The sequence below is a fragment of the Knoellia locipacati genome (assembly GCF_007992835.1).
Taxonomy (GTDB): domain Bacteria; phylum Actinomycetota; class Actinomycetes; order Actinomycetales; family Dermatophilaceae; genus Knoellia; species Knoellia locipacati.
On sequence record NZ_BKBA01000009.1, the window covers coordinates 264,866 to 288,782 of the forward strand.

General features: G+C 71.9%; 24 protein-coding genes. 15 read left to right on the top strand and 9 right to left on the bottom strand.

Translation table 11 applies throughout. The features are described from left to right. Positions 1–52: 52 nt before the first annotated feature. Complete coding sequence (locus KLO01_RS12810) at positions 53–997, top strand: FKBP-type peptidyl-prolyl cis-trans isomerase (protein WP_186828041.1); 945 nt, start codon at positions 53–55, stop codon at positions 995–997. A gap of 45 nt (positions 998–1,042) precedes the next feature. Beyond that, positions 1,043–1,429 carry an FKBP-type peptidyl-prolyl cis-trans isomerase gene (locus KLO01_RS12815; protein WP_147065730.1) on the top strand — a complete coding sequence of 129 codons (387 nt, stop codon included), beginning with the start codon at positions 1,043–1,045 and terminating at the stop codon, positions 1,427–1,429. Here KLO01_RS12815 and KLO01_RS12820 read toward each other — a convergent pair. Beyond that, complete coding sequence (locus KLO01_RS12820) at positions 1,416–2,528, bottom strand: DUF3866 family protein (protein ID WP_371860272.1); 1,113 nt, start codon at positions 2,526–2,528, stop codon at positions 1,416–1,418. The genes KLO01_RS12815 and KLO01_RS12820 overlap by 14 nt on opposite strands. A 32-nt stretch (positions 2,529–2,560) precedes the next feature. On the opposite strand from KLO01_RS12820, the gene KLO01_RS12825 reads away from it, so the two are divergent. The 6 genes from KLO01_RS12825 (at position 2,561) to KLO01_RS12850 (ending at position 9,513) form a co-directional block, all read left to right on the top strand. Further along, positions 2,561–3,550: a helix-turn-helix transcriptional regulator gene (locus KLO01_RS12825; RefSeq protein ID WP_147065731.1), complete on the top strand. Its 990-nt coding sequence runs from the start codon at positions 2,561–2,563 to the stop codon at positions 3,548–3,550. Further along, positions 3,550–4,518, top strand: a complete 969-nt coding sequence (locus tag KLO01_RS12830) for a helix-turn-helix transcriptional regulator (protein ID WP_147065733.1) — start codon at positions 3,550–3,552, stop codon at positions 4,516–4,518. The genes KLO01_RS12825 and KLO01_RS12830 overlap by 1 nt, the downstream gene beginning before the upstream one ends. A gap of 30 nt (positions 4,519–4,548) precedes the next feature. Next, complete coding sequence (gene tatA / locus KLO01_RS12835; protein ID WP_147065735.1) at positions 4,549–4,881, top strand: Sec-independent protein translocase subunit TatA; 333 nt, start codon at positions 4,549–4,551, stop codon at positions 4,879–4,881. A gap of 81 nt (positions 4,882–4,962) precedes the next feature. Continuing rightward, a complete protein-coding gene (gene tatC / locus KLO01_RS12840; RefSeq protein ID WP_147065737.1) occupies positions 4,963–5,736 on the top strand; it encodes a twin-arginine translocase subunit TatC in 774 nt (257 codons plus the stop codon). Between the two features lie 8 nt (positions 5,737–5,744). After that, a complete protein-coding gene (locus KLO01_RS12845) occupies positions 5,745–6,629 on the top strand; it encodes a YegS/Rv2252/BmrU family lipid kinase (RefSeq protein WP_147066105.1) in 885 nt (294 codons plus the stop codon). Between the two features lie 10 nt (positions 6,630–6,639). Next, on the top strand, positions 6,640–9,513 hold the full coding sequence (locus KLO01_RS12850) for a DEAD/DEAH box helicase (RefSeq protein ID WP_147065739.1): 2,874 nt from the start codon (positions 6,640–6,642) through the stop codon (positions 9,511–9,513). Between the two features lie 13 nt (positions 9,514–9,526). Here KLO01_RS12850 and KLO01_RS12855 read toward each other — a convergent pair whose 3' ends face one another. Both KLO01_RS12855 and KLO01_RS12860 read right to left on the bottom strand, forming a co-directional pair. After that, a complete protein-coding gene (locus tag KLO01_RS12855; RefSeq protein ID WP_147065741.1) occupies positions 9,527–10,519 on the bottom strand; it encodes a 5'-3' exonuclease in 993 nt (330 codons plus the stop codon). Positions 10,520–10,560: 41 nt separating this feature from the next. Next, a complete protein-coding gene (locus KLO01_RS12860; protein ID WP_147065743.1) occupies positions 10,561–10,920 on the bottom strand; it encodes a hypothetical protein in 360 nt (119 codons plus the stop codon). A gap of 37 nt (positions 10,921–10,957) precedes the next feature. Here KLO01_RS12860 and KLO01_RS12865 point away from each other — a divergent pair, with 37 nt between their 5' ends. Then, positions 10,958–11,380: an Lrp/AsnC family transcriptional regulator gene (locus KLO01_RS12865; protein ID WP_147065745.1), complete on the top strand. Its 423-nt coding sequence runs from the start codon at positions 10,958–10,960 to the stop codon at positions 11,378–11,380. Between the two features lie 50 nt (positions 11,381–11,430). Here the strand turns inward: KLO01_RS12865 and KLO01_RS12870 are convergent, their stop codons facing one another. Beyond that, entirely contained in the window at positions 11,431–11,637 is a 207-nt protein-coding gene (locus KLO01_RS12870; RefSeq protein ID WP_147065747.1) for a hypothetical protein, read from the bottom strand. On the opposite strand from KLO01_RS12870, the gene KLO01_RS12875 reads away from it, so the two are divergent. Then, positions 11,624–11,869 (top strand): hypothetical protein, encoded by a 246-nt coding sequence (locus KLO01_RS12875; protein WP_147065748.1) that lies wholly within the window; start codon positions 11,624–11,626, stop codon positions 11,867–11,869. The two genes, KLO01_RS12870 and KLO01_RS12875, sit on opposite strands and share 14 nt — an antisense overlap. 24 nt (positions 11,870–11,893) lie before the next feature. Here KLO01_RS12875 and map read toward each other — a convergent pair whose 3' ends face one another. The 4 genes from map to KLO01_RS12895 form a co-directional block, all read right to left on the bottom strand. Then, positions 11,894–12,670 (bottom strand): type I methionyl aminopeptidase, encoded by a 777-nt coding sequence (gene map / locus KLO01_RS12880; protein WP_147065750.1) that lies wholly within the window; start codon positions 12,668–12,670, stop codon positions 11,894–11,896. 12 nt (positions 12,671–12,682) lie between these two features. Further along, complete coding sequence (gene ybaK, locus KLO01_RS12885; RefSeq protein WP_147065752.1) at positions 12,683–13,186, bottom strand: Cys-tRNA(Pro) deacylase; 504 nt, start codon at positions 13,184–13,186, stop codon at positions 12,683–12,685. Positions 13,187–13,208: 22 nt separating this feature from the next. Next, positions 13,209–14,462 carry an MFS transporter gene (locus KLO01_RS12890; RefSeq protein ID WP_147065754.1) on the bottom strand — a complete coding sequence of 418 codons (1,254 nt, stop codon included), beginning with the start codon at positions 14,460–14,462 and terminating at the stop codon, positions 13,209–13,211. A 158-nt stretch (positions 14,463–14,620) separates the two neighbouring features. After that, entirely contained in the window at positions 14,621–16,075 is a 1,455-nt protein-coding gene (locus KLO01_RS12895; RefSeq protein ID WP_147065756.1) for a KamA family radical SAM protein, read from the bottom strand. Between the two features lie 86 nt (positions 16,076–16,161). On the opposite strand from KLO01_RS12895, the gene kdd reads away from it, so the two are divergent. Genes kdd through KLO01_RS12910 form a run of 3 tightly spaced genes read left to right on the top strand, consistent with a single transcriptional unit; the run spans position 16,162 to position 20,618 of the window. After that, positions 16,162–17,322, top strand: a complete 1,161-nt coding sequence (kdd, locus tag KLO01_RS12900) for an L-erythro-3,5-diaminohexanoate dehydrogenase (protein WP_147065758.1) — start codon at positions 16,162–16,164, stop codon at positions 17,320–17,322. Between the two features lie 18 nt (positions 17,323–17,340). Next, entirely contained in the window at positions 17,341–19,398 is a 2,058-nt protein-coding gene (gene pta / locus KLO01_RS12905) for a phosphate acetyltransferase (protein WP_147065760.1), read from the top strand. Continuing rightward, positions 19,398–20,618, top strand: a complete 1,221-nt coding sequence (locus KLO01_RS12910) for an acetate/propionate family kinase (protein WP_147065762.1) — start codon at positions 19,398–19,400, stop codon at positions 20,616–20,618. The genes pta and KLO01_RS12910 overlap by 1 nt, the downstream gene beginning before the upstream one ends. On the opposite strand, the gene KLO01_RS12915 is transcribed toward KLO01_RS12910, so the two are convergent. Then, entirely contained in the window at positions 20,603–21,385 is a 783-nt protein-coding gene (locus tag KLO01_RS12915) for a class I SAM-dependent DNA methyltransferase (RefSeq protein ID WP_147065764.1), read from the bottom strand. The two genes, KLO01_RS12910 and KLO01_RS12915, sit on opposite strands and share 16 nt — an antisense overlap. Before the next feature lie 131 nt (positions 21,386–21,516). Between KLO01_RS12915 and kamD the strand changes: the two genes are divergently transcribed. Both kamD and kamE read left to right on the top strand, forming a co-directional pair. Further along, positions 21,517–23,106 carry a lysine 5,6-aminomutase subunit alpha gene (gene kamD / locus KLO01_RS12920; RefSeq protein ID WP_147065766.1) on the top strand — a complete coding sequence of 530 codons (1,590 nt, stop codon included), beginning with the start codon at positions 21,517–21,519 and terminating at the stop codon, positions 23,104–23,106. Then, positions 23,103–23,915, top strand: a complete 813-nt coding sequence (kamE, locus tag KLO01_RS12925) for a lysine 5,6-aminomutase subunit beta (RefSeq protein WP_147065768.1) — start codon at positions 23,103–23,105, stop codon at positions 23,913–23,915. The genes kamD and kamE overlap by 4 nt, the downstream gene beginning before the upstream one ends. Positions 23,916–23,917: the final 2 nt, after the last annotated feature.

The following is a 23,917-nucleotide window of genomic DNA, read 5'->3' on the forward strand; positions in this document are numbered from 1 at the left end:
AGTGGTTATGGTGGGGAGATCCCACCCCCCGCTCGATCTGAGGTCATCTGCTGTGTCCCGCGCCCGTTTCGCCCCTCTCGCCGCTGCCCTGACCGTCGGCGCCGTCGCCCTCGTCGGCTGCGGCTCCGGCAGCTCTGGCGACACCAAGGCCGACACCGGCCCGCTGGCCCAGGTCAAGGTCGAGGGCACCGACCCGGCCAAGGAGCCGACCGTCACGGTGTCGCCCCAGCCCCTCAAGCTCACCGCCGAGACCAAGCGCGTCATCACCGAGGGCGAGGGCAAGGCGGCGGGCAAGACCGACATGCTCTCGATCAAGGCCCAGGTCGTCAACGGCGCCGACGGCAAGGTCGTGACGAGCACCTGGAAGGAGGGCCAGACCCTCGGAATCGACCTCACCGACCAGCAGATGCTCCCGCTCTTCACCAAGCACCTCGTCGGCGCCAAGCCCGGCGCGCGCCTGCTCCTCGGCGCGCCCACCAAGGACGTCTACGGTCCCGAGGGCAAGAGCGACATGGGCCTCAAGGCCGACGACCCGATCCTCTTCGTCGTCGACGTCGACAAGGTGATCGCCCCGCTCAAGGAGGCCGAGGGCGCGGCCGTCGCACCCAAGTCCGGCCTGCCGACCGTGAAGATGAACCCCGGCAAGGCAGCGACGATCACCATGCCCAAGACCACCGCGCCCACCGCCCTGGTCAACCAGCCGCTCGTCACCGGCACCGGCGCCAAGGTCGAGAAGGGCCAGACCATCAAGGTCGCCTACACCGGCGCCCTCTGGCGTGACGGCAAGGTCTTCGACTCCAACGCCACCGGCTACCCGACCGCCATCGGCGTCGGCGCGGTCGTGCCCGGCTGGGACAAGGCGATCGTCGGCCAGACCGTCGGCAGCCGCCTGCTCCTCGTCGTGCCGCCGGCCGACGGCTACGGCGCCCAGGGCCAGGGCGACATCAAGGGCACCGACACCATGGTCTTCGTCGTCGACATCCTCGGCGCCGTCTGAGCCACCGTCCACCAGCGAACACCCCCTTTCCGAGAGGACCCCCACATGGGATTCGACCCCGCCACCACCCGCCCCGAGATCGACTTCCCGGGTGACGAGGCTCCCACCGAGCTCGTCATCGAGGACATCGCCGTCGGTGACGGCGCCGAGGCCACCGCCGGCGCGACGATCTCCGCGCACTACGTCGGCGTCGCCCACTCCACCGGCGAGGAGTTCGACGCGTCCTGGAACCGCGGCGCGCCGCTGACCTTCCAGGTCGGTGTCGGCCAGGTCATCCGCGGCTGGGACGAGGGCATCGTCGGCATGCGCGAGGGTGGACGGCGCCGCCTGCTCATCCCGCCGACCTACGGCTACGGCGACCGGGGCGCGGGCAACGTCATCAAGCCCGGTGAGAGCCTGATCTTCGTCGTGGACCTCGTCAGCGTGCGCTGACCGGCTCCACCCGCTGCGCGGCGCACACTCCGGCGACGGCACTGACGACGAACCCGGCCAGGTCCTCGTCGAGGCCCCGTCCCATGGTGGAGAGCTTCACCGGGGTGTGGCGCAGCGCCTCCAGCACGCCGTCCGTGCCGATCTCGACGACCTCGAGATCGGCACGGCTGCGTTCGGCGAGCCGTGCGGCCTGGCTGCGGACGAGGGCGGCGAGCTGTCCTCCACCGGCGGGCACCGGGACGAGCGCCGGCGACAGCAGGGCCTTCCCGTATGCCGTGGTGCTGTGGTGCGAGATCCCGCGGTGCCGTTCCCTGGGGTCGGCTCCCGAGACGCGCAGCGCCGCGATGCTCGTGCCGCCGAGGACGTGGGCCGCATGGAGTGCCTCGGCCGCGGCGACACCGGAGTAGCCCCACGGCGTGCCGGTGCCCACGTTGCCGGGTCCCTGGACGACGACCGTGACGTCGGCGTCCACGACGTGCCGGGCCGCGAGCAGGCCGCTGTGCAGCGACACGGCCTCGTGGTCACCGCCGAACGCCTGGCCCACGGTGATCGTGGCGGCGATCCAGCCCGCCTCCCTGAGCCCCGCGACCGCGCGGGAGAAGGCCAGCGGCAGTGCTCCGCCGTCGGTCATGACGTAGGCGACCCGGGCCTGCGGGCGCGCGAGCCGGACACCGGCGATGATCGCGGGCAGGGCGGAGTGCAGGTCGGCGACGACCACGGGCATCCCGTCGAGGGACTCGGCGTCCCGCAGGACGTGGTGGTGGGGGCTGTCCTGCTCGTCGACGGCGAGGAACATCTGCTGCTGCGGGGTGTAGCGGGCCTTGACGATGTGCCCGGGGGAGTCGGGGGCGTCGGCGGGGAGCCGGTCGGGCAGGGCCACGACGAACGCGAGCCCACCGGTGCCGAGACCCTTGAGCAGGGCGGAGGCATTGAGGACGACACGGTCCCCGGGCTCGGGACGACCGACCATCGCCGTGTAGGCGAGGGCTCGCACCTCCGTCGCGGGGTCGGTCGCGGGAGCCAGGCTCACGGCATACTCCACCGCCCCCGGCCACTCACGGATCTGTCGGAGGACCACACCGTCGCGCCACTGCATCACGGGAGGCAGGCTATCGACTACCGTCGGACATCATGAGCGCAGCGCAGGGGCCGGCGGCCAAGACCGAGCGGCTGCTCAACCTCGTTCTCGTGCTCCTCTACACCCGCCGCCCGCTCGCCAAGGCCCAGATCCGGGGTCTCGTGCCGCAGTACGGCGAGACCGCGTCGACAGAGGCCTTCGACCGGATGTTCGAGCGCGACAAGGACGAGCTGCGCGCGCTCGGCGTGCCGCTCGTGACCGAGGAGATCGACGTCCTGCACGAGGACGAGCCGGGCTACCGCATCCACCAGCGCGACTACGCCCTGCCCGACATCGAGTTCGAGCCCGACGAGCTCGCCGTGCTCGGTCTCGCGAGCCGCAGCTGGGCGCAGGCCTCGATGGCCGGTCCCGCCGCCCAGGCGCTGCGCAAGCTCCGCGCATCCGACGTCGAGCGCGACGAGGGCGCCCTCATCGGCATCGAGCCGCGGCTGCGCACCACCGAGCCGGCGTTCGAGGCGGTCAAAGACGCCGTGCTGAGCCGCACCCCGATCACCTTCGGCTACCGCCGCCCCGAGCGCGCCGAGGCCCAGGTCCGCACCGTCCAGCCGTGGTCGCTCGTGCAGTGGCACGGGCGCTGGTACCTCGCTGGCCACGACCTCGACCGTGACGACACCCGTGTCTTCCGGCTCTCGCGCATCGACGGCACGGTCCGCACGGCAGGACGCCCCGGCGCGTTCGAGGTCCCCGCCGACTTCGAGGCGCGCGTCCTCGTCGAACGCTCCGCGCCCAGCGGCGAGACCCGCGTCGCCCGCCTGCTCGTCCGTCCCGGCGCCGGCCACAGCCTGCGCCGCCGCGCCACCCGCACCTCCGACACCGACGGGAGCTGGTCCGAGCTGAGCATCGACTTCCACGACGTCGACGCGTTCGCCGCCGAGGTGGCCGGACACGCCGACGACGTCCAGGTGCTCGAGCCGTCCGAGCTGCTCGAGCGTGTGCAGAGCCACCTGCGGGGCGTGCTCGCGGCCCACGAGGCAGGCGCCTGATGGCCACCGAGACCGCGACCAACCGGCTCACCCGCCTGCTGACGATGGTGCCCTGGCTCGTCAACCGGCAGGGGATCGAGCTCGAGGAGGCCGCACGGGGCCTGGGCGTCACCGTCGAGCAGCTCGAGTCCGACCTCAACCTGCTCTTCCTCTGCGGCTACGGCCAGATGCCCGACGAGCTCATCGAGGCCGACTGGGAGGAGGGCCGGGTCTTCGTGGGCAACGCCGACACGATCTCGCGGCCCCTGCGCCTCGGCGTCGACGAGGCCGTCACCCTCATCGTCGGCCTGCGCACGCTCCTCGACGTCCCCGGCCTCACCGAGCGCGACGCGATCGAGCGGGCGCTGGCCAAGCTCGAGGCCGCGGCCGGGACCGCGGCCGAGCCGGCGTCCCGCGTGTCGGTGGACCTCACGGACGCGGTCGACCCCCAGGTGCTGGCCCACGCCCGCGAGGGCGTGCAGCAGCACCGGCGCCTGCACCTCACCTACCACGTGCCCGGTCGTGACGAGTCGACCGAACGCGACGTCGACCCGATGCGCGTCATCGCCGCCGAGGGGCACTGGTACCTCGAGGGCTGGTGCCACCGCGCCGAGGGCGTGCGGATGTTCCGGCTCGACCGGGTCGAGGGGCTCACCGTGCTCGACGAGGACGGGACACCTCCCGACGGCGTGTCGCCGCGCGAGCTCGGCGAGAGCATCTTCAGCGCCACCGAGTCCGACCTGCTCGTGACGCTGCGGCTGCTGCCCGGCGCGCTGTGGGTGAGCGACTACTACCCGGTCGAGTCCACGAGCGACGAGGCCGACGGGTCTCGCACCATCACCCTGCGCACGGCCGACACGGCCTGGCTCGAGCGACTCGTCCTGCGGATGGGCGGCCACGTGCTCGTCGTCTCACCGCAGGATCTCGGCGAACGCATCGCCGCGCGCGCCTCCGCAGCCCTGGCTCCACAGACCCACGACGTAGACTGACCCCCGACCCTCACCGGAAGAAGGCAACTCATGTTTGGTGGCCGACTCGGCGCCCCCGAGATCATCATCATCGCGGTCCTCCTCATCGTCATCTTCGGCTGGAAGCGCCTGCCCGACGCGGCACGCAGCCTCGGCCGCTCGGCTCGCGTGTTCAAGTCCGAGGTCGACGAGATGAAGAACGACGGCAAGGACAAGAAGTCCGAGACCGTGTCCGGCGAGACCGTCCACGGTGGCCCCGTGCGTCGTGAGGCCGACGTCACCCCGACGACGGCCCAGGGCACGACGCCGATCCACGAGGACGCGCCCCGGACCGACAACGTGTCGGGCGAGCAGACCGGCGACGCGACCCGCAAGATCGTCTGACCCGACCTCCCCATGGCCCGAGTTGCGAGACCCGGTCGTCCTCGCCTGCCCCGGCGGCGAGAGCGCGACCCCGAAGGCAGGATGTCGCTCGGCGACCACCTGCGTGAGTTCCGTCGACGCCTCTTCATCGCGTCCGCGGCGCTCATCGTGTGCTCGGTCGTGGGCTGGTACCTCTTCGACATCATCTACGAGCACCTCACCGCCCCCATCGCGAACATCGCGAAGCAGCGCGGTGAGGGCTCGCTCATCGACCTCAACTACGCGGGGCTGACGGCGGCCTTCTCGCAGCGGCTCAGCCTGGCGATCTGGGCGGGCACCATCCTGTCCGCACCGATGTGGCTCTGGCAGGCGTGGGCGTTCATCGTCCCCGGGCTGACCCGCAAGGAGAAGCGGCTCTCCCTGATGTTCGTGGCGGCCATCGTCCCGCTCTTCCTCGGCGGCTGCTGGTTCGGCTACACGACGCTGCCCAAGGCCGTCGAGATCCTCCTCGGCTTCACGCCGGAGGGTGCGGCGAACCTGCCCGAGGCGTCGCTCTACTTCGCCTTCGTCACCCGCTTCATCCTCGTCTTCGGGTTCGCGTTCCTCTTCCCGGTGGTCCTCGTCGCGCTCAACGTCGTCGGGGTCCTGCCGGCGCACATCATGATCAAGGGCTGGCGCCCCGCGGTCGTCCTCATCGTGGTGTTCGCCGCGATCGCGACGCCGACACCCGACCCCTACACGATGCTGCTGCTCGCCACGCCGCTCATCGTCCTGTACTTCGTGGCCTACGGCATCGCCCGCCTCATCGACCGGCGCCGGGCGCAGGACCGCCCCGACTGGCTCGACGCCTCGGACGAAGAGGCCTCCACGCTGTGACCGCCCCGATGCGGGTCGGCCTCGTCATCAACCCGACGGCCGGCAAGAACACCGGTGCCCGGATCGGTCGTGAGGCCGCGTCGCTCCTGGCCGCCGCGGGGCACGAGATCGTGGACCTCTCGGCGATGGACGGGGCGCACGCCCTCGCGCGGGGCCGGGCCGCGATCCTCGAGAGGTCGGTCGACGTCGTCGTCGTCGCCGGTGGTGACGGCATGGTCCACCTCGGCGTCAACCTCGTCGCCGGCACCGACGTGCCGCTCGGCATCATCGCCGCCGGCACGGGCAACGACAACGCCCGCGAGCTCGGCCTGCCGGTGCGCGACGCCGCGAAGGCCGTCGAGCGGATCACGCGGGGCGCCACCCGGCGCATCGACGCGATCCGTCTCGTCACCGCGCAGGGCGAGGCACGCTGGTTCGTCGGTGTGCTCGCCGCGGGCTTCGACGCCGTCGTCAACGAGCGTGCCAACGGCTGGCGCTGGCCCAAGGGACAGATGCGCTACAACCTCGCGATCGCCCGCGAGCTCGGTGTCTTCCGCCCCATTCCCTACGTCGTCGAGATCGACGGCACCCGGCACGAGACCAAGGCGATGCTCGTCGCGGTCGCCAACGGGCCGGCGTACGGGGGAGGCATGAAGGTCGTCCCGGAGGCGAGCTACGACGACGGGATGCTCGACGTCCTCATCCTCCACGAGGTGTCGATCCCGACGCTGCTGCGCGTCTTCCCGAAGGTCTTCAAGGGCGAGCACGTGAGCCACCCCGCCGTCGAGATCCTGCGCGGGCGCCACGTCCGGCTGGAGGCCAGGGGGATCGTGTCCTACGCCGACGGTGAACGGTTCGAACCGCTGCCCCTCGACTGCGAGGTCGTCCCCGGAGCGGTGACCGTCCTGACGTAGCCTGACCGGCATGAGCACCCCGGGCCCACATCTGGCGGCATTCACGGCCTCGTTGGAGTTCCCCCTGGACGACTTCCAGGTGCAGGGGTGCCTGGCCGTCGAGGCCGGTCAGGGCGTCCTCGTCGCGGCGCCCACCGGCGCCGGCAAGACGATCGTCGGGGAGTTCGCCGTCCACCTCGCGCTGGCGACGGGACGCAAGGCGTTCTACACGACGCCGATCAAGGCCCTGTCGAACCAGAAGTACCACGACCTCGTCGCCGTCCACGGCGTCGACAAGGTCGGCCTGCTCACCGGCGACTCCTCGGTCAACGGTGAGGCGCCCGTCGTCGTCATGACGACCGAGGTCCTGCGCAACATGGTCTATGCCGGGAGCTCGACGCTGCGCAACCTCGGCTTCGTCGTCATGGACGAGGTCCACTACCTCGCCGACCGCTTCCGCGGCGCCGTGTGGGAGGAGGTCATCATCCACCTGCCCGAGTCGGTGCAGGTGATCTCGCTGTCCGCGACGGTGAGCAACGCCGAGGAGTTCGGTGACTGGCTCGCCGAGGTCCGCGGCAACCACGCCGTCGTCGTCTCCGAGCACCGCCCGGTCCCGCTCTGGCAGCACATGCTCGTCGGCAGCTCGCTGTTCGACCTCTTCGTCGACGAGACCGCCGAGCCGCGCGAGGACGGATCGACCCCACGGGTCAGCCCCGACCTCGTGCAGGCCATCCGCGGAGCCGACCAGCGCCGGGCTGACGACGGGTGGGTGCGGGGGAGCACCCGAGACCGTGGGCGCGGCCGTGACATGGGTCGCGACCGCGGACGCGGTCCGGGTCGCGGGGGCTCCGGCGGACCCGGGTATGCCGGTCAGGGCCCTCGCGGGGGACCGGGCGGCAACGGCAGGCAGGCAGGGCCCGGCGGGTCCTCCGGTCGCGACGACCGCGGGTTCGTCCGCGGCGGACGACCCGGCGGCGGCGCCACCCGCGCCGAGGTCATCGCCCAGCTCGACCGCGACGGCCTGCTGCCAGCGATCACGTTCATCTTCAGCCGGATGGGGTGCGAGGCCGCCGTCGGCCAGCTGCTGTCCACCGACACCCGGCTCATCCCTCAGCGCGAGGGCGAGCGGATCCGTCGCCACGTCGAGGAGCGCATGGGCTCGCTCGCCGAGGAGGACCTGGGCATCCTGGGCTACTTCGACTTCGTCGAAGGGCTCTCCCGTGGGTTCGCGTGCCACCACGCCGGGATGCTCCCGCTCTTCCGCGAGATCGTCGAGGAGCTCTTCACCGCCGGCCGGATCCGCGCCGTCTTCGCCACCGAGACCCTGGCGCTGGGCATCAACATGCCCGCGCGCACCGTCGTCCTCGAGAAGCTCGTCAAGTTCAACGGCGAGGCGCACGTCGACGTCACCCCGGCCGAGTACACCCAGCTCACGGGGCGTGCCGGGCGTCGAGGCATCGACATCGAGGGCCACGCCGTCGTCCAGTGGAGTCGCGGGCTCGATCCGATCGCCGTCGGTGGCCTGGCCTCGACCCGCACCTACCCGCTGCGCTCGAGCTTCCGGCCGACGTACAACATGGCGGTCAACCTCGTGGCCCAAGTGGGTCGCCAGGTGGCCCGCGACATCCTCGAGACCTCGTTCGCGCAGTTCCAGGCCGACCGCGCCGTCGTCGGGCTCGCCACCAAGGTGCGCCGCAACGAGGAGGCGCTCGACGGCTACGCCGAGTCGATGCACTGCCACCTCGGGGACTTCCGCGAGTACGCCGGGCTCCGCCGCGCCATCGCCGACGCCGAGAAGGACGGCGCCAAGAAGCGTTCGGCCAGCCGGCGGGCCGAGGCAGCCATCAGCCTCGAGAACCTCAAGGTCGGCGACGTCGTCAAGGTGCCCGCCGGCCGTCGCTCCGGCTGGGCCGTCGTCGTCCAGTCCGCGCGCACCGGCAAGGGCGCCCCCAGCGGCCCGGGCGTGGTCACCGAGGACCGCCAGTTCCGTCGGCTCACGCTCACCGACGTCCCCGTGCCCGTCGAGGCCGCGGTCCGCATCACCGTGCCCAAGCACTTCAACCCCAAGTCACCGAAGTCGCGTCGTGACCTGGCGACGACGATGCGCATTGCCGTGCCGCACGACCCGCCGCCGAAGTCGGCCAAGGAGGTCGGCCGGGAGGCGGCGCAGGAGCACGACCGGATCGCGCACCTGCGCGAGGAGCTCAAGGCCCACCCGTGCCATCAGTGCCCCGACCGCGAGGACCACGCCCGGTGGGCCGAGCGCTGGCACCGTCTCAAGCGCGAGACGTCCGGCCTGCAGCGCAAGGTCGAGGGCCGCACCAACAGTGTCGCCCGCACCTTCGACCGGATCTGCGTCGTGCTGCGACAGCTCGGCTACCTCGACGACGACAGCGCGGTGACCGACCGCGGGGAGCGGCTGCGCCGCCTCTACACCGAGCGCGACCTGCTCGCGGCCGAGTGCCTGCGGCGCGACGTCTGGAAGCGTCTCGACGCTCCCGGGCTCGCCGCCTGCGTCTCGACCCTCGTCCACGAGCCCCGGCACGAGCAGGCCGACCCCTCACCCCGGATGCCCAACGACGAGGTCGCCACGGCGGTCACCGAGATGCAGCGCCTGTGGAGCGAGCTCGACGACCTCGAGGGCCAGCACGGCCTCGAGACGACGATGGCCCCCGACGGCGGGATGGCCTGGATGGTGCACCGCTGGGCGAGCGGCGAGCGGCTCGACGCCGTGCTGCGCGGGCAGGAGATGGCCGCCGGTGACTTCGTGCGCCGGTGCAAGCAGATCGTCGACCTGCTCGGTCAGATCGCCGACGCCGCCCCCGACACCGAGCTGCGCCGGTCGGCGCGCAAGGCCATCGACGGCGTCCGGCGCGGCGTCGTCGCCGCCGACCGCCTCGACTGAGAACCCCTGCGGCTCAGGGGATCTGGAGCGCTGCCAGGACCCGGTTGATCGGGTTCGTGATGCCGTAGGTCGACGCGAGCTCGCTGAGCAGGCGCGTGTCGGCCACCGCCTTCGGCAGGGCCGTGTCGACCTGCGCGACCGGGGCGTCGCGTGCGACGCGCACGACGCGAGGCGCGACGTCGAGGTATGCCGTGGCCGCCTCGAGGTTGGCCCGGCGGGCTCCCTTGATGGCCGGGTCACCCTCCTCGAGGGCCTTGCGCAGGCCGTCGAGGGTCCCGTATGCCGCGATGAGCTGGGCGGCGGTCTTGTCACCGATGCCCTTGACGCCGGGGAGGCCGTCGCTCGTGTCCCCGCGCAGGATCGACATGTCGGCGTACGCGTCACCGGACGGCACGGCATACCTGTCCTCGAGGTAGGCCTGCGTGCCGAGGTCGGGCTCACGGACACCGCCCTTGCCGGTGTAGAGCACGCGCACGGCGTTCTCGTCGTCGATGAGCTGGAGCAGGTCGCGGTCGCCGGTGACGACGTCGATGGCCATCGTGCCGCGGTGCCGCTCGACGAGGGTGCCGATGACGTCGTCGGCCTCGAACCCGTCGGCGCCCAGGCGGGGGATGCCGAACGCCGCGAGGGCGTCGGCGATGAGCGGGACCTGGGGAGCGAGGTCGTCCGGCACCTCCTCGGCGGCGGTGTCGTCGGAGGCGGGGTGTGCCTGGTCGGGGGCGTCACCCGGAGCAGGGCTGGGCGCCGTGGCGCCCGGGCCACCGACGCGGTGCGCCTTGTAGCTCGGGATGAGGTCGACCCGGAACTGGGGGCGCCAGTCGTTGTCCCAGCAGGCGACGAGGTGCGTGGGCTGGTGCGCCGTGACGAGGGTGGCGATCATGTCGAGGAAGCCTCGCAGGGCGTTGGTGGGGTGCTCGTCGGGTGACGTGCGCTGGTCCGGGACGCCGTAGAACGCGCGGAAGTACAGCGAGGCGGAGTCGAGGAGCAGGAGCCGGTCCGTCGTCATGGCGGCAGCCTAGTTGGGCGATGACGGGGCCGGGGGAGGGCTCAGAACGCCCCGGCGACGGTGCCGACGAGCCACAGGGCACCGGCCGCGACCAGCAGGGCCCCGACGACGACGTCCCACGCGGTGCGGCGTGAGCCCGAGCGGGTCCGCACGAGGCGGACGACGAGGGTCACGACGAGGACGAGGACGCTCAACGGGGCAAGGCCGATGACGCCGACGAACGACGCGACGTCGCGCGGCGTCGGTGTGCACCCGAAGCCCAAGCCGGCACACTGCCCGCCCGGGTTGCGGTCGGGCGCCGAGAGGAACCACGCGAGCCAGCCGAGCCAGAGGATGGCGAGGACCGCGAGCACGATGAGGGAGCCGCGTGGGGAGCGTGTGGTTCTCGACGGTGCCGTCATGCCAGACATCGTGCCCTGTGGCCCTAGGGTTGGCCCCGTGGAGGACCTGGACCGCAAGATCGTCGACCAGCTCTCGACCGACGGACGGATGAGCTACACCGACCTCGGACGGGCGCTGGGCATGTCGACGTCGGCAGTGCATCAGCGTGTGCGCCGCCTCGAGAAGCGCGGCGTCATCAAGGGCTACACGGCCAGGATCGACCACGCCGCCATCGGGGTCGCCATGACGGCGTTCATCTCGATCACGCCGCTGGACCCCGCGGCGCCCGACGACATCCCGGACCGTCTGCGCGACGTGCCGGCGGTCGAGGAGTGCCACTCGGTGGCGGGCGACATGAACTACGTCCTCAAGGTGCGGGTGGCCACGCCGCACGAGCTCGAGGAGCTGCTGGCGACGATCCGCGCCAAGGCCAACGTGTCGACCCGGACGACGGTCGTGCTCTCCACTCCCTGGGAGTAGCCCGTCGGGGCCGTCCGGAGGCTGTGGAAAAGCCCACGGCCGTTTCGCCGTCACCCGGCACCATCGGCGGCATGACCTTCGAGAACCTGCCCCCGAACTTCCGCGACCTCCCGCTCGACGACCCGGTGCTGCGCGCCGACGCCGTCGACCTCTTCGTGTCCCACGCCGACCGCGAGGCCGGCTGTCTCGCCCTGGTGTTCCTCGACGAGAACCACCGGGTGACGACGCCCGTCGTCGTCGGCGATGGGCTCACCCACGCCCGAGCAGGTGCGCTTCGTGCTCGACAAGGTCGTGGCCGACCTCAGACCTCCGGCCCTCGTGCTGGCACTGGGCCGGATGGGCTCGCCGCTGTTCACCGACGACGACAGAGCGTGCCACCAGGCCGTCGTCGACGGCTGTCGCGAGCTCGGGGTCAACCTGCTCGCGACCTATGTCGTCACCGGCAACGCGGTACGTGAGCTGCCAGACCACCTGCGGATCGCGTCCTAGCCGCCCGGCCGCGGCAAGCCGTGACTAGGCGCCCGGCAGGGTGAGGATCTGCGCACCGTCGTCGGTGATGGCGATCGTGTGCTCGGTGTGGGCGGTGAGGCAGCCGGTCGCGCTGCGCAGCGTCCAGCCGTCGGCATCGGTCACCAGCTCTGCGGTGTCGGCCATGACCCACGGCTCGAGCGCGAGCATCAGCCCGGGGCGGAGCGTGAACCCGCGACCCGGACGGCCGGTGTTGGACACGTGCGGGTCCTGGTGCATCGTCGAGCCGATGCCGTGCCCACCGAACTGGGTGTTGACCGGGTAGCCCGCCTCGGTGAGCACCGTGCCGATCGCGTGCGACAGGTCGCCGATCCGGGCCCCCGGGCCGGCAGCCGCGATCCCGGCCTCTAGCGCCCGCTCGGTGGCGGCGATGAGCGCACCACCCTCGGGCTGCTTGTCGGCACCGCCGACGACGAAGGTGATCGCGGCGTCGGCGGCGACTCCGGCCCTGAGGATCGCGAGGTCGAGCGTGAGGACGTCGCCGTCGGCCAGCGAGTAGTCGTGCGGCAGCCCGTGCAGGACGGCGTCGTTGACCGAGGTGCAGATGTAGTGCCCGAACGGGCCGCGCCCGAAGGAGGGCTCGTAGTCGACGTAGCAGGACTCCGCACCGGCATCGAGGATCATCGCCTTGGTCCAGGCGTCGATCTCGAGCAGGTTGGTCCCCTCGGTGCTCCGTGCCTTGACGGTCTGAAGGATCTCACCGACGAGCGCGCCGGTGACCCGTCCGCGCGCGACCTCCGTGGGGCTGAGGATCTCGATCATGGAGCGACCCTCTCACGCCGTCGGACGGCCGATCGGCGCCAGGGTGGCGCCGGTGACCCGGACGAGGTCGGCCGGCGAGAGCTCGAGGTCGAGACCGCGCCGCCCTCCGGACACGAGGACGCTCTCGTGCGACGAGGCGGACTCATCCACCACGGTCGGCAGCGGCCGCTTCTGACCGATGGGGGAGATGCCACCCACGACGTAGCCCGAGCTGCGCTCGGCGGCCCCGGGATCGGCCATCGTCACCTTCTTGACCCCCAGGGCCATGGCGATCGCCTTGAGGTCGAGCGTGCCGTCCACGGGGACGATGCCGACGGCGAGCCCGCTGCCGGTGTCGACGAGCAGGGTCTTGAACACCCGCTCCGGCTCGACGCCCAATGCCTGCGCGGCCTCGAGACCGAAGGACTCGGCCGCAGGGTCGTGCTCGTAGGCGCGGACGGCATACGGGATGTCTGCCTTCGTCAGCGCGGCGGTCGCCGGCGTGCCGACGGAGCCACCGCGGTCCTTGCGTCCCATGACGCGAGGGTATGCCGTGGGCTCACTCGCGCGTGGTGAAGGTCCGCATCAGCGCGGCGGCACCCGAGAGCACGACCACGACGAGCCCGTAGACCGACGCCGTCGTCTCGAGCCCCAGCTCGGGCGCGGCGAAGCCGGCGGCCACGGCGGGCAGGCCGAACGCGAGGTAGCTCACGACGAAGACGCTCGAGAAGAGCTCGCCTCGCTGCTCCGGGCCGACCGTGGGGGTGATCGAGCGCATGATGCCGAGGAACGACGTCCCGAAGCCCGAGCCGGCCACGACGGCGGCGAGCAGGAAGCCCGGGAGCGACTGCGCATGGAGGGCGACGAGCGTGAGCGCGGTGCCGAGGGCGAGCATGGTCGTCCCGTAGATCGTCACCTGCCGCGGTGTGCGGTTGCGGAAGAGGTAGGAGCTGACGGCCCCCGTGCCCGTGAGCACCGCGACGACGGAGCCCTGGGCGAAGTGGGAGCGTCCACCGAGCAGCTGGCCGACGATCGGCGCACCGAGCGACAGGTAGAGGCCACCTGTGGCCCAGCCGGCGAACAGCGCCGGGGCCGACCTGCGGAAGGCGGGGCGTGCGGCTGCCGGGATGCCGATGTGCGGGCGGAGCGATCGCGCCCACCCCTCGTGGCGCGGCGAGGTCTCGGGCAGGGCGAGCGAGCCCAAGGCCATGAGGGCGTAGGTCGCGGTGAGCGCGGCGAAGACGACGGTGAGGGCGCCACCGGGGTTGCCGTCGAGGACGGCCCCGGCGAGCAGCGCACCGGCGGCGAGCCCGAAAAGCGGGGTCACGCTGTTGAGCGTGGCGGCCAGGCCCGGACGCGACACGGGCTCGAGGTCTGTGACGGCGGCCGTCATCGTCGAGAGGAGCAGGCCGCCGGCGACACCCTGGACGACGCGGGAGACGAGCAGGGTCGCGACGCTGTCGGAGTGCCAGAAACCGACCATGCTCGCGGCGAGGACGAGGAAGCCCACGGCGAGGACGGGGCGGCGGCCGATGTGGTCCGAGAGCGAGCCGGTGACGAGCAGCGTGACGAGCAGGGCCAGCGCGTAGACGCCGAAGATCGTCGTCATGAGACCCGCGGAGAACCCGATCTCCTGCTGGAGCACCGGATAGAACGGCGACGGGGCGCTGGCGCCGACCATCATCGCGACGACGGCCGCGAGGGCCAGGACGAACCCGGGCCCGCGGCCCAGTCGCCGCCGTGCGCGCTCGGTGGGGGTCGTCCCCTGCTCGACGCCCCGATCGGTGCCGGTTCGGGTGCTGGTCGTGCTCATGGGGGCCTCTCGGGACGATTCGACGGTACGAGAGGAGAAGAACCCGTGGCGCGGCTCCGGCATTCCCCGGGGGCGTCCGCGGGGCGTCCCCGAGGCGCCCCGGGACGTGCGAACGGGCCCGACCTCGGCTGAGGTTCGGGCCCGTCCGGAACCTCGGGTCAGTCGAGGTCGCGCGCCGACGCGTCGCGGCTCGCTCCGGCACCGGCGAGCGCCGCGGCGTGCACCTCGTCGACGTCGGTGTTGGAGCGCCACCAGTCCTGGCCGGCCTCGGGGAGGGTGTAGATCGGGTCGTAGTAGACGTACTCGCGCGACAGCGCCTGCTCGTCCGAGCCCTCGATCGAGGTGCGGTAGTTCTTGCGCCAGAACGACATGCCCTTGTCGCGGTCGTAGCTGTCGACCTGGTGCACCCACCGCTTGCCGACGAACGGCACGTCGCAGACGATGCGCGGCGTGGCGAAGCCGGGCAGGTAGCCCATGATCGAGTGCTGCAGGTGCTGCGCCTCGGAGAGCGCGAGCCGCCAGTGCTCCGAGAACGGGATCATGTCGCACATGTAGAAGTAGTACGGCGTGATCATCGCCTCGTCCTGGAGGGCGAAGCAGAGGTCGAGCAGGTCCTCGCTCGTGTCGTTGACACCGCGCATGAGGACGCCCTGGTTGCGGACGTCCCGCACCCCGGCCTCGAGCATCGCCTTGGAGGCCGCCGCGACGAGCGGCGTCACCGACTGCGCGTGGTTGACATGCGTGTGGATCGCGAGCGAGACACCGCGGGAGCGGGCCAGCGCGGAAACGCGGGCGACCCCCTCGACGACGTCGTCCTGGAGCCAGTGCTGCGGCAGGCCCATGAGTGCCTTGGTCGCGAGACGGATGTCGCGGATGTTGTCGATGCGCAGGAGCTTGTCGAGGAAGCCCTCGAGGTTCTTCCAGGGCATGTTGGCGACGTCGCCACCGGAGACGACGACGTCGCGCACCTGCGGCGTGCGCTGGAGGTAGTCGAGCATCGCGGCGTGGCGGTCGACCGGCTTGCCCGCGAGCTTGAGCTTGACGATCTGCGGCGTGGAGTTGCCGACGAGGTCCATGCGCGTGCAGTGGCCGCAGTACTGCGGGCACGTCGGCAGCATCTCGGCGAGCACCTTGGTGGGGTAGCGGTGGGTCAGGCCCTCGACGGCCCACATGTCGTGCTCGTGGAGGCTGTCGCGCGCGGCGAACGGGTGCGAGGCCCAGTCGGTGCGGCGGTCGCTGAAGACGGGGAGCATGTAGCGGCGCACCGGGTCCGCGAGGAAGGCCTCGGTGAAGGCGGCGCCGGCCGCCGGCATCGAGCCGTCGGTCCAGCTCATCTCGCTCACCATCGTGTTGAGCATCTGCGGCGGCACGAGCATCGACATCGTCGCGCGCTCGGCCTGGTCGCGCTCGAGGTCGGCGTAGAGGTCCTCGCTGAGGAGGTCGCCCATGAGGTCACGCAGCTGGCCGACGTTCTTGACGCAGTGGGCACGCTGCCACTGCGCGCTCGCCCACTCGGCGGCGGTGACGTCACGCCACCCCGGGAAGCGGGTCCAGTCGGGCTCGACGAGCTCCCTGCGCCGGTAGACGTAGGGCTGCTCGATGTTCGTCGTCATGTCTGCGAGGATACGGACAGAACACTCGTTCGTCACTTCGATGCCGCAATATTTGTTGCCGCGTGTCGCCAGACAGGAGAACTTGCGTGCCCGCCTCGCCCTCGTCGCAGCCCACCACCACGTCGTCGCCCCTCGGCGTCCACCGGGTCCTCGAGCCGGCGGGGGAGTCGCTGCCCCAGGCCGCCCGCGTCCTCGACGCCCGTCCGGAGCTCTGGCCCGACGAGGTGCGGATCGACGTGGACACCCTCAACCTCGACGCCGCGTCCTACCGGCAGCTGCACGACAAGCACGGGGGTGACGGCGCCGCGATCCGGGCCGAGGTCCTCGAGATCGTCGGCGCTCGCGGCAAGATGCAGAACCCCGTCACCGGCAGCGGCGGCATGCTCATCGGCACCGTGGCCGAGGTCGGGCCCGAGTCTGGCCTGGGCCTGGCCGCCGGTGACCGCGTGGCCACCCTCGTCTCCCTGTCGCTCACGCCGCTCGCCATCACCGACGGCCTCGAGCGCTGGGACGGGCTGGGGGAGCGGGTGCCCGCCAGCGGCCACGCGATCCTCTTCGGCCGCTCCATCGCCGCGAAGCTCCCCGACGACCTCTCGCCCGAGCTGGCGCTCATGGTCATGGACGTCTGCGGCGCACCGGCGCTCGTGGCCCGGACCGTCCGTTCGTATGCCGGCCGCACCGGTCGCGTGACCACCTCACCCATTCCTCCCACGAGCCACGGGGCGCCCGTGACGGAGGAGGGGAAGGGGCGAGATGAGCACGAGTCGGAGGGTCCCTCGGTCGTCGTGCTCGGGGGAGCGGGCAAGTCCGGGTCCCTCTCGCTGGCCGCAGCCGCCGACGCCGGTGCGACCCGCCGGGTCGCGGTCGTGCGCGACGACGCAGAGGCCGCCCTGCTCGAGGGCACGGGGCTCGCCACCCACGTCGTCGTGGCCGACGCCCGAAGCCCGATCGGCCTGAGTGACGCCCTGGCCGCGGTCGGGGGACCGGCCGACCTCACCGTCGTCTGCGTCGACGTCACCGGCTGTGAGCAGCCGGCGATCCTCGCGACCGCCGAGGGCGGCACGGTGATCTTCTTCTCGATGGCGACGAACTTCGCGGCGGCCGCCCTGGGCGCCGAGGGACTGGCTGCCGACGTGACGATGCTCGTGGGCAACGGCTACGTCCCCGGCCACGCGGCATACGCACTCGAGCTCCTGCGCGCGAACGCCGCGGTGCGCACCCTGTTCGAGGGCCGGCTCGAGGGCTAGCACGGTAGTTTCGCGACTGTGGTGACGAGCATCTACATCGCGGGGACCGAGGCACAGTCGGGCAAGTCGGCGGTGGCCGTCGGACTGCTCGACCAGCTGGCCCGGCGCGCGGGACGCGTCGGGGTGTTCCGGCCCATCGTGCGCGCCGGTGCGCCCGACGAGCTCGTGCAGACACTGCTGTCGCGGCTGCCCGGCACGTTCCCCGCCGAGCGTGCCTGTGGCGTGACCTACGACGAGCTCCACGCCTCGCCCGAGCGGGCCATGGGCGTCATCGTCGACCGCTTCCACGACGTCGCCCGGGACCACGACGTCGTCCTCGTCGTCGGGTCGGACTTCACCGACGTCGCCGCCCCCACCGAGTTCTCGGTCAACGCCTCGGTCGCCGCGAACCTTGGCTCGCGCCTGCTCCTCGTCGTCCCGGCGTCCGACCGCGACCCGGGCGAGGTGGCCACGACCGCGGAGATGGCCGTCTCGGCCGCACGCGGGGTGCACGCCCACGTCACGGGGGTGGTCGCCAACCAAGTCGCACCCGACCTCGTCGACGCCACGCGCGACGTCGTCGCCGAACGCCTGGGTGTGCCGGTGCAGGTCCTGCCGGAGACACCCCTGCTCCGCGCGCCCACCGTCGCCGACCTCATGGCCGCCTGTGACGGACGGCTGGTCCACGGTGACCCCGCGTTCCTGGACCGCGAGTGCATGGGTCTCGTCGTCGCGGCGATGACGATGCCGCACGTCCTCGACCGGCTCATCGAGGGCGGGGTCGTCATCGTGCCCGGCGACCGCGAGGACGTCGTCATCGGAGTCCTGCTGGCGCATCGCTCGATGACCTTCCCGACCCTGTCGGGGATCGTGCTCAACGGCGGGTTCCCGCTGCCGGCCCAGGTCGAGCGGCTCATCGAGGGACTCGACGTCGTCCTCCCCGTCATCGCGACGGACGGCGGCACGATGTCGACCGCGACCCGGCTCGGGTCCGCCCGGGGCCGGCTCACGCCCGGGTCCGCGCGCAAGCTCGCGGCGGCCGTGGCGATGGTCGAGCACGGCGTCGACGCCGAGGAGCTGCTCGGCCACGTCGAGCCGGCCGACGGTGGCGTCGTCACCCCGCTGATGTTCGAGCACCGCCTCGTCGACGCCGCCCGCGCCGCCGGGTCGCACATCGTGCTGCCCGAGGGGGCCGAGGACCGGATCCTGCTCGCCGCCGACACGGTCCTGTCGCGGCGCATCGCCCGGCTCACCCTGCTGGGCGACCCCGACACGGTCGCGGCGCACGCGGCCCGCCTCGGGGTGGACATCTCGGCCGCAGACGTCATCGACCCGGCCACCAGCGCCCTGCGCGAGCAGTTCGCCAGCACCTACGCCGAGCTGCGCAGCCACAAGGGCGTCACCCTCGACGAGGCGCGCGACCGCGTCCTCGACCCGTCGTACTTCGGGACGATGATGGTCCACGCCGGCCTCGTGGACGGGATGGTGTCGGGGAGCATCACGACCACGGCGCACACGATCCGCCCCGCGCTCGAGATCGTCCGCACCGCCCCCGACGTCTCGGTCGTGTCGAGCGTCTTCCTCATGTGCCTCGCCGACCGCGTGCTCGTCTACGGCGACTGCGCGGTCAACCCCGACCCCACGGCCGAGCAGCTCGCCGACATCGCGATCTCGTCGGCCCGCACCGCGCAGCGGTTCGGGATCGAGCCGCGGGTGGCGATGCTGTCGTACTCGACGGGGGAGTCGGGGAGCGGCGCCGACGTCGACAAGGTGCGTGCGGCGACCGCCCTCGTCAGGGAGCGGGCCCCGGAGCTGCTCGTCGAGGGCCCGATCCAGTACGACGCCGCCGTCGACCCCCACGTCGCGGCGACGAAGCTCAAGGACAGCCCGGTCGCGGGTCGCGCCACCGTCCTCGTCTTCCCCGACCTCAACACCGGCAACAACACCTACAAGGCGGTCCAGCGCAGCGCGTCGGCCGTGGCGATCGGACCGGTCCTCCAGGGCCTCAACCAGCCGGTCAACGACCTGTCCAGAGGAGCGCTGGTGCGCGACATCGTCAACACCGTTGCGATCACCGCGGTCCAGGCAGGCTCCTGATGCCCACCGGCACGACCGACCAGGGCCGTCCCGTCCTCGTCGTCAACGCGGGCTCGTCGTCGCTCAAGTACCAGGTGCTCGACGCCGAGTCCGGTGAGACCGCGGCCTCGGGCATCGTCGAGCGGATCGGCGGAGCCGGGCACCTCAGGCACACGAGCGGGGGAGCGACCCACGAGCAGGACGTCACGTGCACGGACCACACCGAGGCGCTCGACGCCGCCCGCACCGCCCTGAGGGAGCACGGACCCGACCTCGCGACCCTCGGGCTCTTCGCCGTCGGCCACCGCGTCGTCCACGGCGGCCCGCAGTTCACCGAGCCCGTCCTCGTCGACGACGACGTCATCGCCGCGATCGAGGAGCTCGTCCCGCTCGCCCCGCTGCACAACCCCGCCAACCTGGAAGGCATCCGCGGCTCCCGCACGACCTTCCCCGACGTGCCCCAGGTCGCCGTCTTCGACACCGCCTTCCACCAGAGCCTCCCGCCTGCGGCGCACACGTATGCCGTGCCTGCGGAGTGGCGCGACCGCCACCGCGTCCGTCGCTACGGCTTCCACGGCACCTCGCACCGCTACGTGTCGCGGCGCACTGCCCAGCTCCTCGGGCGCGAGCCGGCGGACACCAACGTCATCGTCCTGCACCTCGGCAACGGCGCCAGCGCCTGCGCCGTCCGCGGAGGCGAGAGCGTCGACACCTCCATGGGGCTCTCCCCGCTCGAGGGCCTCGTCATGGGCACCCGCTCCGGCGACGTCGACCCGGCGCTGGGCGCCTACCTGCAGCGGGTCGCGGGTCTGGACGGGACGGCATACGACGAGGCCCTCAACAAGGCCAGCGGGCTCCTGGGGCTCGCCGGTGTCTCCGACCTGCGTGAGGTGGAGTCCCGGAGGGAGGCGGGGGACGAGGACGCCGCGCTCGCGCTCGACGTCATGGTCCACCGCCTGCGCAAGTACGTCGGTGCGTATGCCGTGGTGCTGGGTCGCGTCGACGCCATCGCCTTCACGGGTGGGATCGGCGAGAACAGCAGCCTCGTGCGCGGCGAGGTCCTCGACGGCCTCGGCATCCTCGGTGTCGAGCTCGACCGCGACGCCAACGAGGGCGGGGCGCCCGAGCGCCTCGTGACGACGTCCCGCAGCGCCATCCCGGTCTGGGTCGTCCCGACCAACGAGGAGCTCGAGATCGCGCAGGCCTGCCTCGCCGTGGTCGAGGGTCAGCGCAGCCGGTAGACCGAGACGTGCGAGCGCGACTCCGACGTGAACGGCGCGCCGGACCAGTCGGCGTCGCGCGAGGCCAGCTCGAACCCCGCGAGCTCACCCATGAGGTCCAGCTCGGAGGGCCAGATGTAGCGGTGCGGGGTGAAGCCGATGCGCGCCGACCGCCGGTCGGGTCCGTCGGTGCCCGGGTCGAAGGTCACGTGGTGCGACATGAGTCGCTGGGTCGCGGTGTCGATCGCGTCGAGGCCGAGGTAGCCGTCCCGGACCGCGAAGACCTGGGCGGGCGCCGACGGCGAGACGGCTCGCAGGTCCGGGACCCAGAGCTCGATGAGGAAGTGCCCACCGGGGCGGAGGTGCGCGGCGGCGTTGCGGAAGCACCGGACCTGCGCCTCCTGGGTGAGCAGGTTCGCGATCGTGTTGTAGACGAGGTAGACGAGCGAGAACTCACCCTCCACCCGCGTCGTCGCCATGTCGCCGTGGACGGCGGTGACGGCGTCGGAACCGTCGGTGCGGCCGAGCTGGTCGAGCATCGGCCGGCTCAGCTCGATCCCGGTGACGGGGACCCCTCTGCGGGCCAGCGGGATCGCCACCCGGCCCGTGCCGACGGCCAGCTCGAGCGCCCGACCGTCCCCGGCGAGCGCGACGAGGCGGTCGAGCGTCGGCCCGAGGACCTCGTCGGACGACATGCCGATGCCGGGGGTGTCGTAGGAGGCGGCTGCCTGCTCGTCCCACAGCTCGTCCTGGGTGAGGTGGTCCAGCCGGGTCAGGTCGAGGGTCATGGCACGAGCCTTGCGACTCGCAGGTCACGGAGCAACCGCATTGATGGCGACCGGCCGAGCCGACCTGCCGATCTTGCGGCGTGGGGCGAGGCTGGCCGCAAGATCGGCGGTGTCGTTGGTAGCCTGCCGTCGTGTCTTCACGCCAGCGCCCCCTCCTCGAGCTCGACCGGGCCGACGTCCGCCGGGCCCGCCAGCTCGCCCGTTCGGTCGGCAGGCCCGTCGTCAGGATTGCCAACCAGCACACGACGGTGTCGGTCGAGCGGGCCACCCTGCGTCTCGCCGGTCTCTCCGGCGCCGACCACGAGCGGGTGCCGTGGGTCAACCACCTCGTCGACGCCGTCCGTGAGGGAGTCGGTCTCGAGCACGGGGTGACCCTGCCCGTCTGGGACGCGCTGCGTCGCGGCGCTGCACCCGACCTGCTCACGCTGGCGCAGATGGCGAGCAGCCGGTCGGTCGACTTCCGCATCCCGGAGGGCAAGGACGCCACGGCGGCCGGCAAGCAGTCGCGCACGGCGGTGGCACACGGCATACGCACGATCGACCGACAGCGCGCCGCGCGTGAGCGGCTCGTCAAGCGCCACGGTGACCCCGAACAGCGGCCCTGGATCTACCTCATCGTCGCCACCGGCGACATCTACGAGGACATCCCGCAGGCGCAGGCCGCCGCCCGCGAGGGCGCCGACGTCATCGCGGTCATCCGCTCGACCGGGCAGAGCCTGCTCGACTACGTGCCAGAGGGCGCGACCCGCGAGGGGTATGCCGGCACCTACGCCACCCAGGAGAACTTCCGCCTCATGCGGGCCGCGCTCGACGAGACGAGCAAGGAGGTCGGGCGCTACATCCGCCTGACCAACTACGCGAGTGGACTGTGCATGCCCGAGATCGCGGCGCTCGCGGGCATGGAGCGGCTCGACATGATGCTCAACGACTCGATGTACGGCATCCTCTTCCGCGACATCAACCCGATCCGCACGTTCGTCGACCAGCGGTTCAGCCGGCAGGTCCACGCCCGCGCCGGGATCATCATCAACACCGGCGAGGACAACTACCTCACGACGAGCGACGCCGTCGAGGCGGCGCACACCGTGACGGTGAGCCAGCTGCTCAACGAGTACTTCGCCAAGGAGGCCGGGCTCGAGGACTGGCAGCTCGGTCTCGGCCACGCGTTCGAGATCAACCCCGACCTGCACGACTCGTTCCGGATGGAGCTCGCGCACGCGCTGCTCGCCCGCACGCTCTTCCCGGACGCGCCGCTCAAGTGGATGCCGCCGACCAAGCACATGACCGGCGACGTCTTCAAGGGCAACCTCCTCGACGGCTTCTTCAACCTCGTCGGGGCGCTCACCGGTCAGGGCATCCTGCTCGTCGGGATGATGACCGAGGCCGTCGTCACGCCCTGGATCTCGGACCGCGACATCGCCCTGCAGAACGTCCGCTACGTCCTCAACGCCGCCGGCGGGCTCACCGAGGACTTCCACCCGCCGCGCGACGGCTTCATCCAGACCCGCGCCCGCCAGGTGCTCGGCGAGGCCATCGACCTGCTCCAGCAGATCACCGACGAGCCGGGCAGGGCACCGCTGCTCGAGGCGATCGCCGACGGCACCTTCGGTGAGATGAAGCGTCCGGCGACGGCCGGCAAGGGGCTCGACGGCGTCGTCGAGCGCGCCGACGGCTACGACAACCCCGCGATCACCCTCCTCGAGACAGGGGCCACCCGATGACTCCCACCTCCACGCCTGCCGTCACCGACTTCCCCGACGTCGCCGAGATCCCGAAGGTCGTGCGTCCCTACGGCGACCAGACCGGCGACGGCATGGTGCAGGTGTCGTTCACCCTGCCGCTGCCGCACGACAAGCGCGCCGAGGGCGCGGCGCTGCAGCTCGCCGGCAAGATGGGCATCGAGCCCGCCCTGCTCGTGCACGCCAAGCCCATCGGTGACGGCTTCACCTTCTTCGTCGTCTACGGCTCGGTCAAGCACCTCGTCGAGCCCGGCCTCGTCGAGGTCGTCGAGCGGGAGTTCCCGCTGCTGTCCGGCAAGGAGATCAACACCGCGATCAAGCGCCACCTCCGCCGCAAGCTCGTCGTCGTCGGCGCGTGCATCGGCACCGACGCGCACACCGTCGGCATCGACGCGATCCTCAACATCAAGGGGTTCGCGGGGGAGAAGGGCCTGGAGTACCACCGCGAGATCAAGGTCGTGAACCTCGGCGCCCAGGTCCTCGTCCCCGACCTCGTCGAGCGGGCGCGCGCCGAGAAGGCCGACGCCGTCCTCGTCAGCCAGGTCGTCACCCAGCGCGATGCCCACATCCACAACACCACCGCGATGTCGGCGGCGTTCCGCGAGGCGTTCCCCGCGGGCAAGGTGCCGCTGCTCGTCGTCGGCGGGCCGCGCTTCGAGGAGGGCTCGGCCGCCACCCTGGGCGTCGACCGCATCTTCGGCCGCGGCACGACGCCCGGCGAGGTCGCGAGCTACCTCGTGCACGCCCTCGTGCCGCAGGGTGCCGCCACGAGCCACAGCAAGGGAGCATGAGC

What these genes read in the sequence shown, in the direction of transcription:
- KLO01_RS12815 (WP_147065730.1), top strand. Translation starts at nt 1,043, where the DNA reads ATGGGATTCGACCCCGCCACCACCCGCCCCGAGATCGACTTCCCGGGT.
- KLO01_RS12825 (WP_147065731.1), top strand. Translation starts at nt 2,561, where the DNA reads ATGAGCGCAGCGCAGGGGCCGGCGGCCAAGACCGAGCGGCTGCTCAAC.
- KLO01_RS12830 (WP_147065733.1), top strand. Translation starts at nt 3,550, where the DNA reads ATGGCCACCGAGACCGCGACCAACCGGCTCACCCGCCTGCTGACGATG.
- tatA (WP_147065735.1), top strand. Translation starts at nt 4,549, where the DNA reads ATGTTTGGTGGCCGACTCGGCGCCCCCGAGATCATCATCATCGCGGTC.
- tatC (WP_147065737.1), top strand. Translation starts at nt 4,963, where the DNA reads ATGTCGCTCGGCGACCACCTGCGTGAGTTCCGTCGACGCCTCTTCATC.
- KLO01_RS12845 (WP_147066105.1), top strand. Translation starts at nt 5,745, where the DNA reads ATGCGGGTCGGCCTCGTCATCAACCCGACGGCCGGCAAGAACACCGGT.
- KLO01_RS12850 (WP_147065739.1), top strand. Translation starts at nt 6,640, where the DNA reads ATGAGCACCCCGGGCCCACATCTGGCGGCATTCACGGCCTCGTTGGAG.
- KLO01_RS12855 (WP_147065741.1), bottom strand. Translation starts at nt 10,519, where the DNA reads ATGACGACGGACCGGCTCCTGCTCCTCGACTCCGCCTCGCTGTACTTC.
- KLO01_RS12860 (WP_147065743.1), bottom strand. Translation starts at nt 10,920, where the DNA reads ATGACGGCACCGTCGAGAACCACACGCTCCCCACGCGGCTCCCTCATC.
- KLO01_RS12875 (WP_147065748.1), top strand. Translation starts at nt 11,624, where the DNA reads ATGGGCTCACCCACGCCCGAGCAGGTGCGCTTCGTGCTCGACAAGGTC.
- map (WP_147065750.1), bottom strand. Translation starts at nt 12,670, where the DNA reads ATGATCGAGATCCTCAGCCCCACGGAGGTCGCGCGCGGACGGGTCACC.
- ybaK (WP_147065752.1), bottom strand. Translation starts at nt 13,186, where the DNA reads ATGGGACGCAAGGACCGCGGTGGCTCCGTCGGCACGCCGGCGACCGCC.
- KLO01_RS12890 (WP_147065754.1), bottom strand. Translation starts at nt 14,462, where the DNA reads ATGAGCACGACCAGCACCCGAACCGGCACCGATCGGGGCGTCGAGCAG.
- KLO01_RS12895 (WP_147065756.1), bottom strand. Translation starts at nt 16,075, where the DNA reads ATGACGACGAACATCGAGCAGCCCTACGTCTACCGGCGCAGGGAGCTC.
- KLO01_RS12910 (WP_147065762.1), top strand. Translation starts at nt 19,398, where the DNA reads ATGCCCACCGGCACGACCGACCAGGGCCGTCCCGTCCTCGTCGTCAAC.
- KLO01_RS12915 (WP_147065764.1), bottom strand. Translation starts at nt 21,385, where the DNA reads ATGACCCTCGACCTGACCCGGCTGGACCACCTCACCCAGGACGAGCTG.
- kamE (WP_147065768.1), top strand. Translation starts at nt 23,103, where the DNA reads ATGACTCCCACCTCCACGCCTGCCGTCACCGACTTCCCCGACGTCGCC.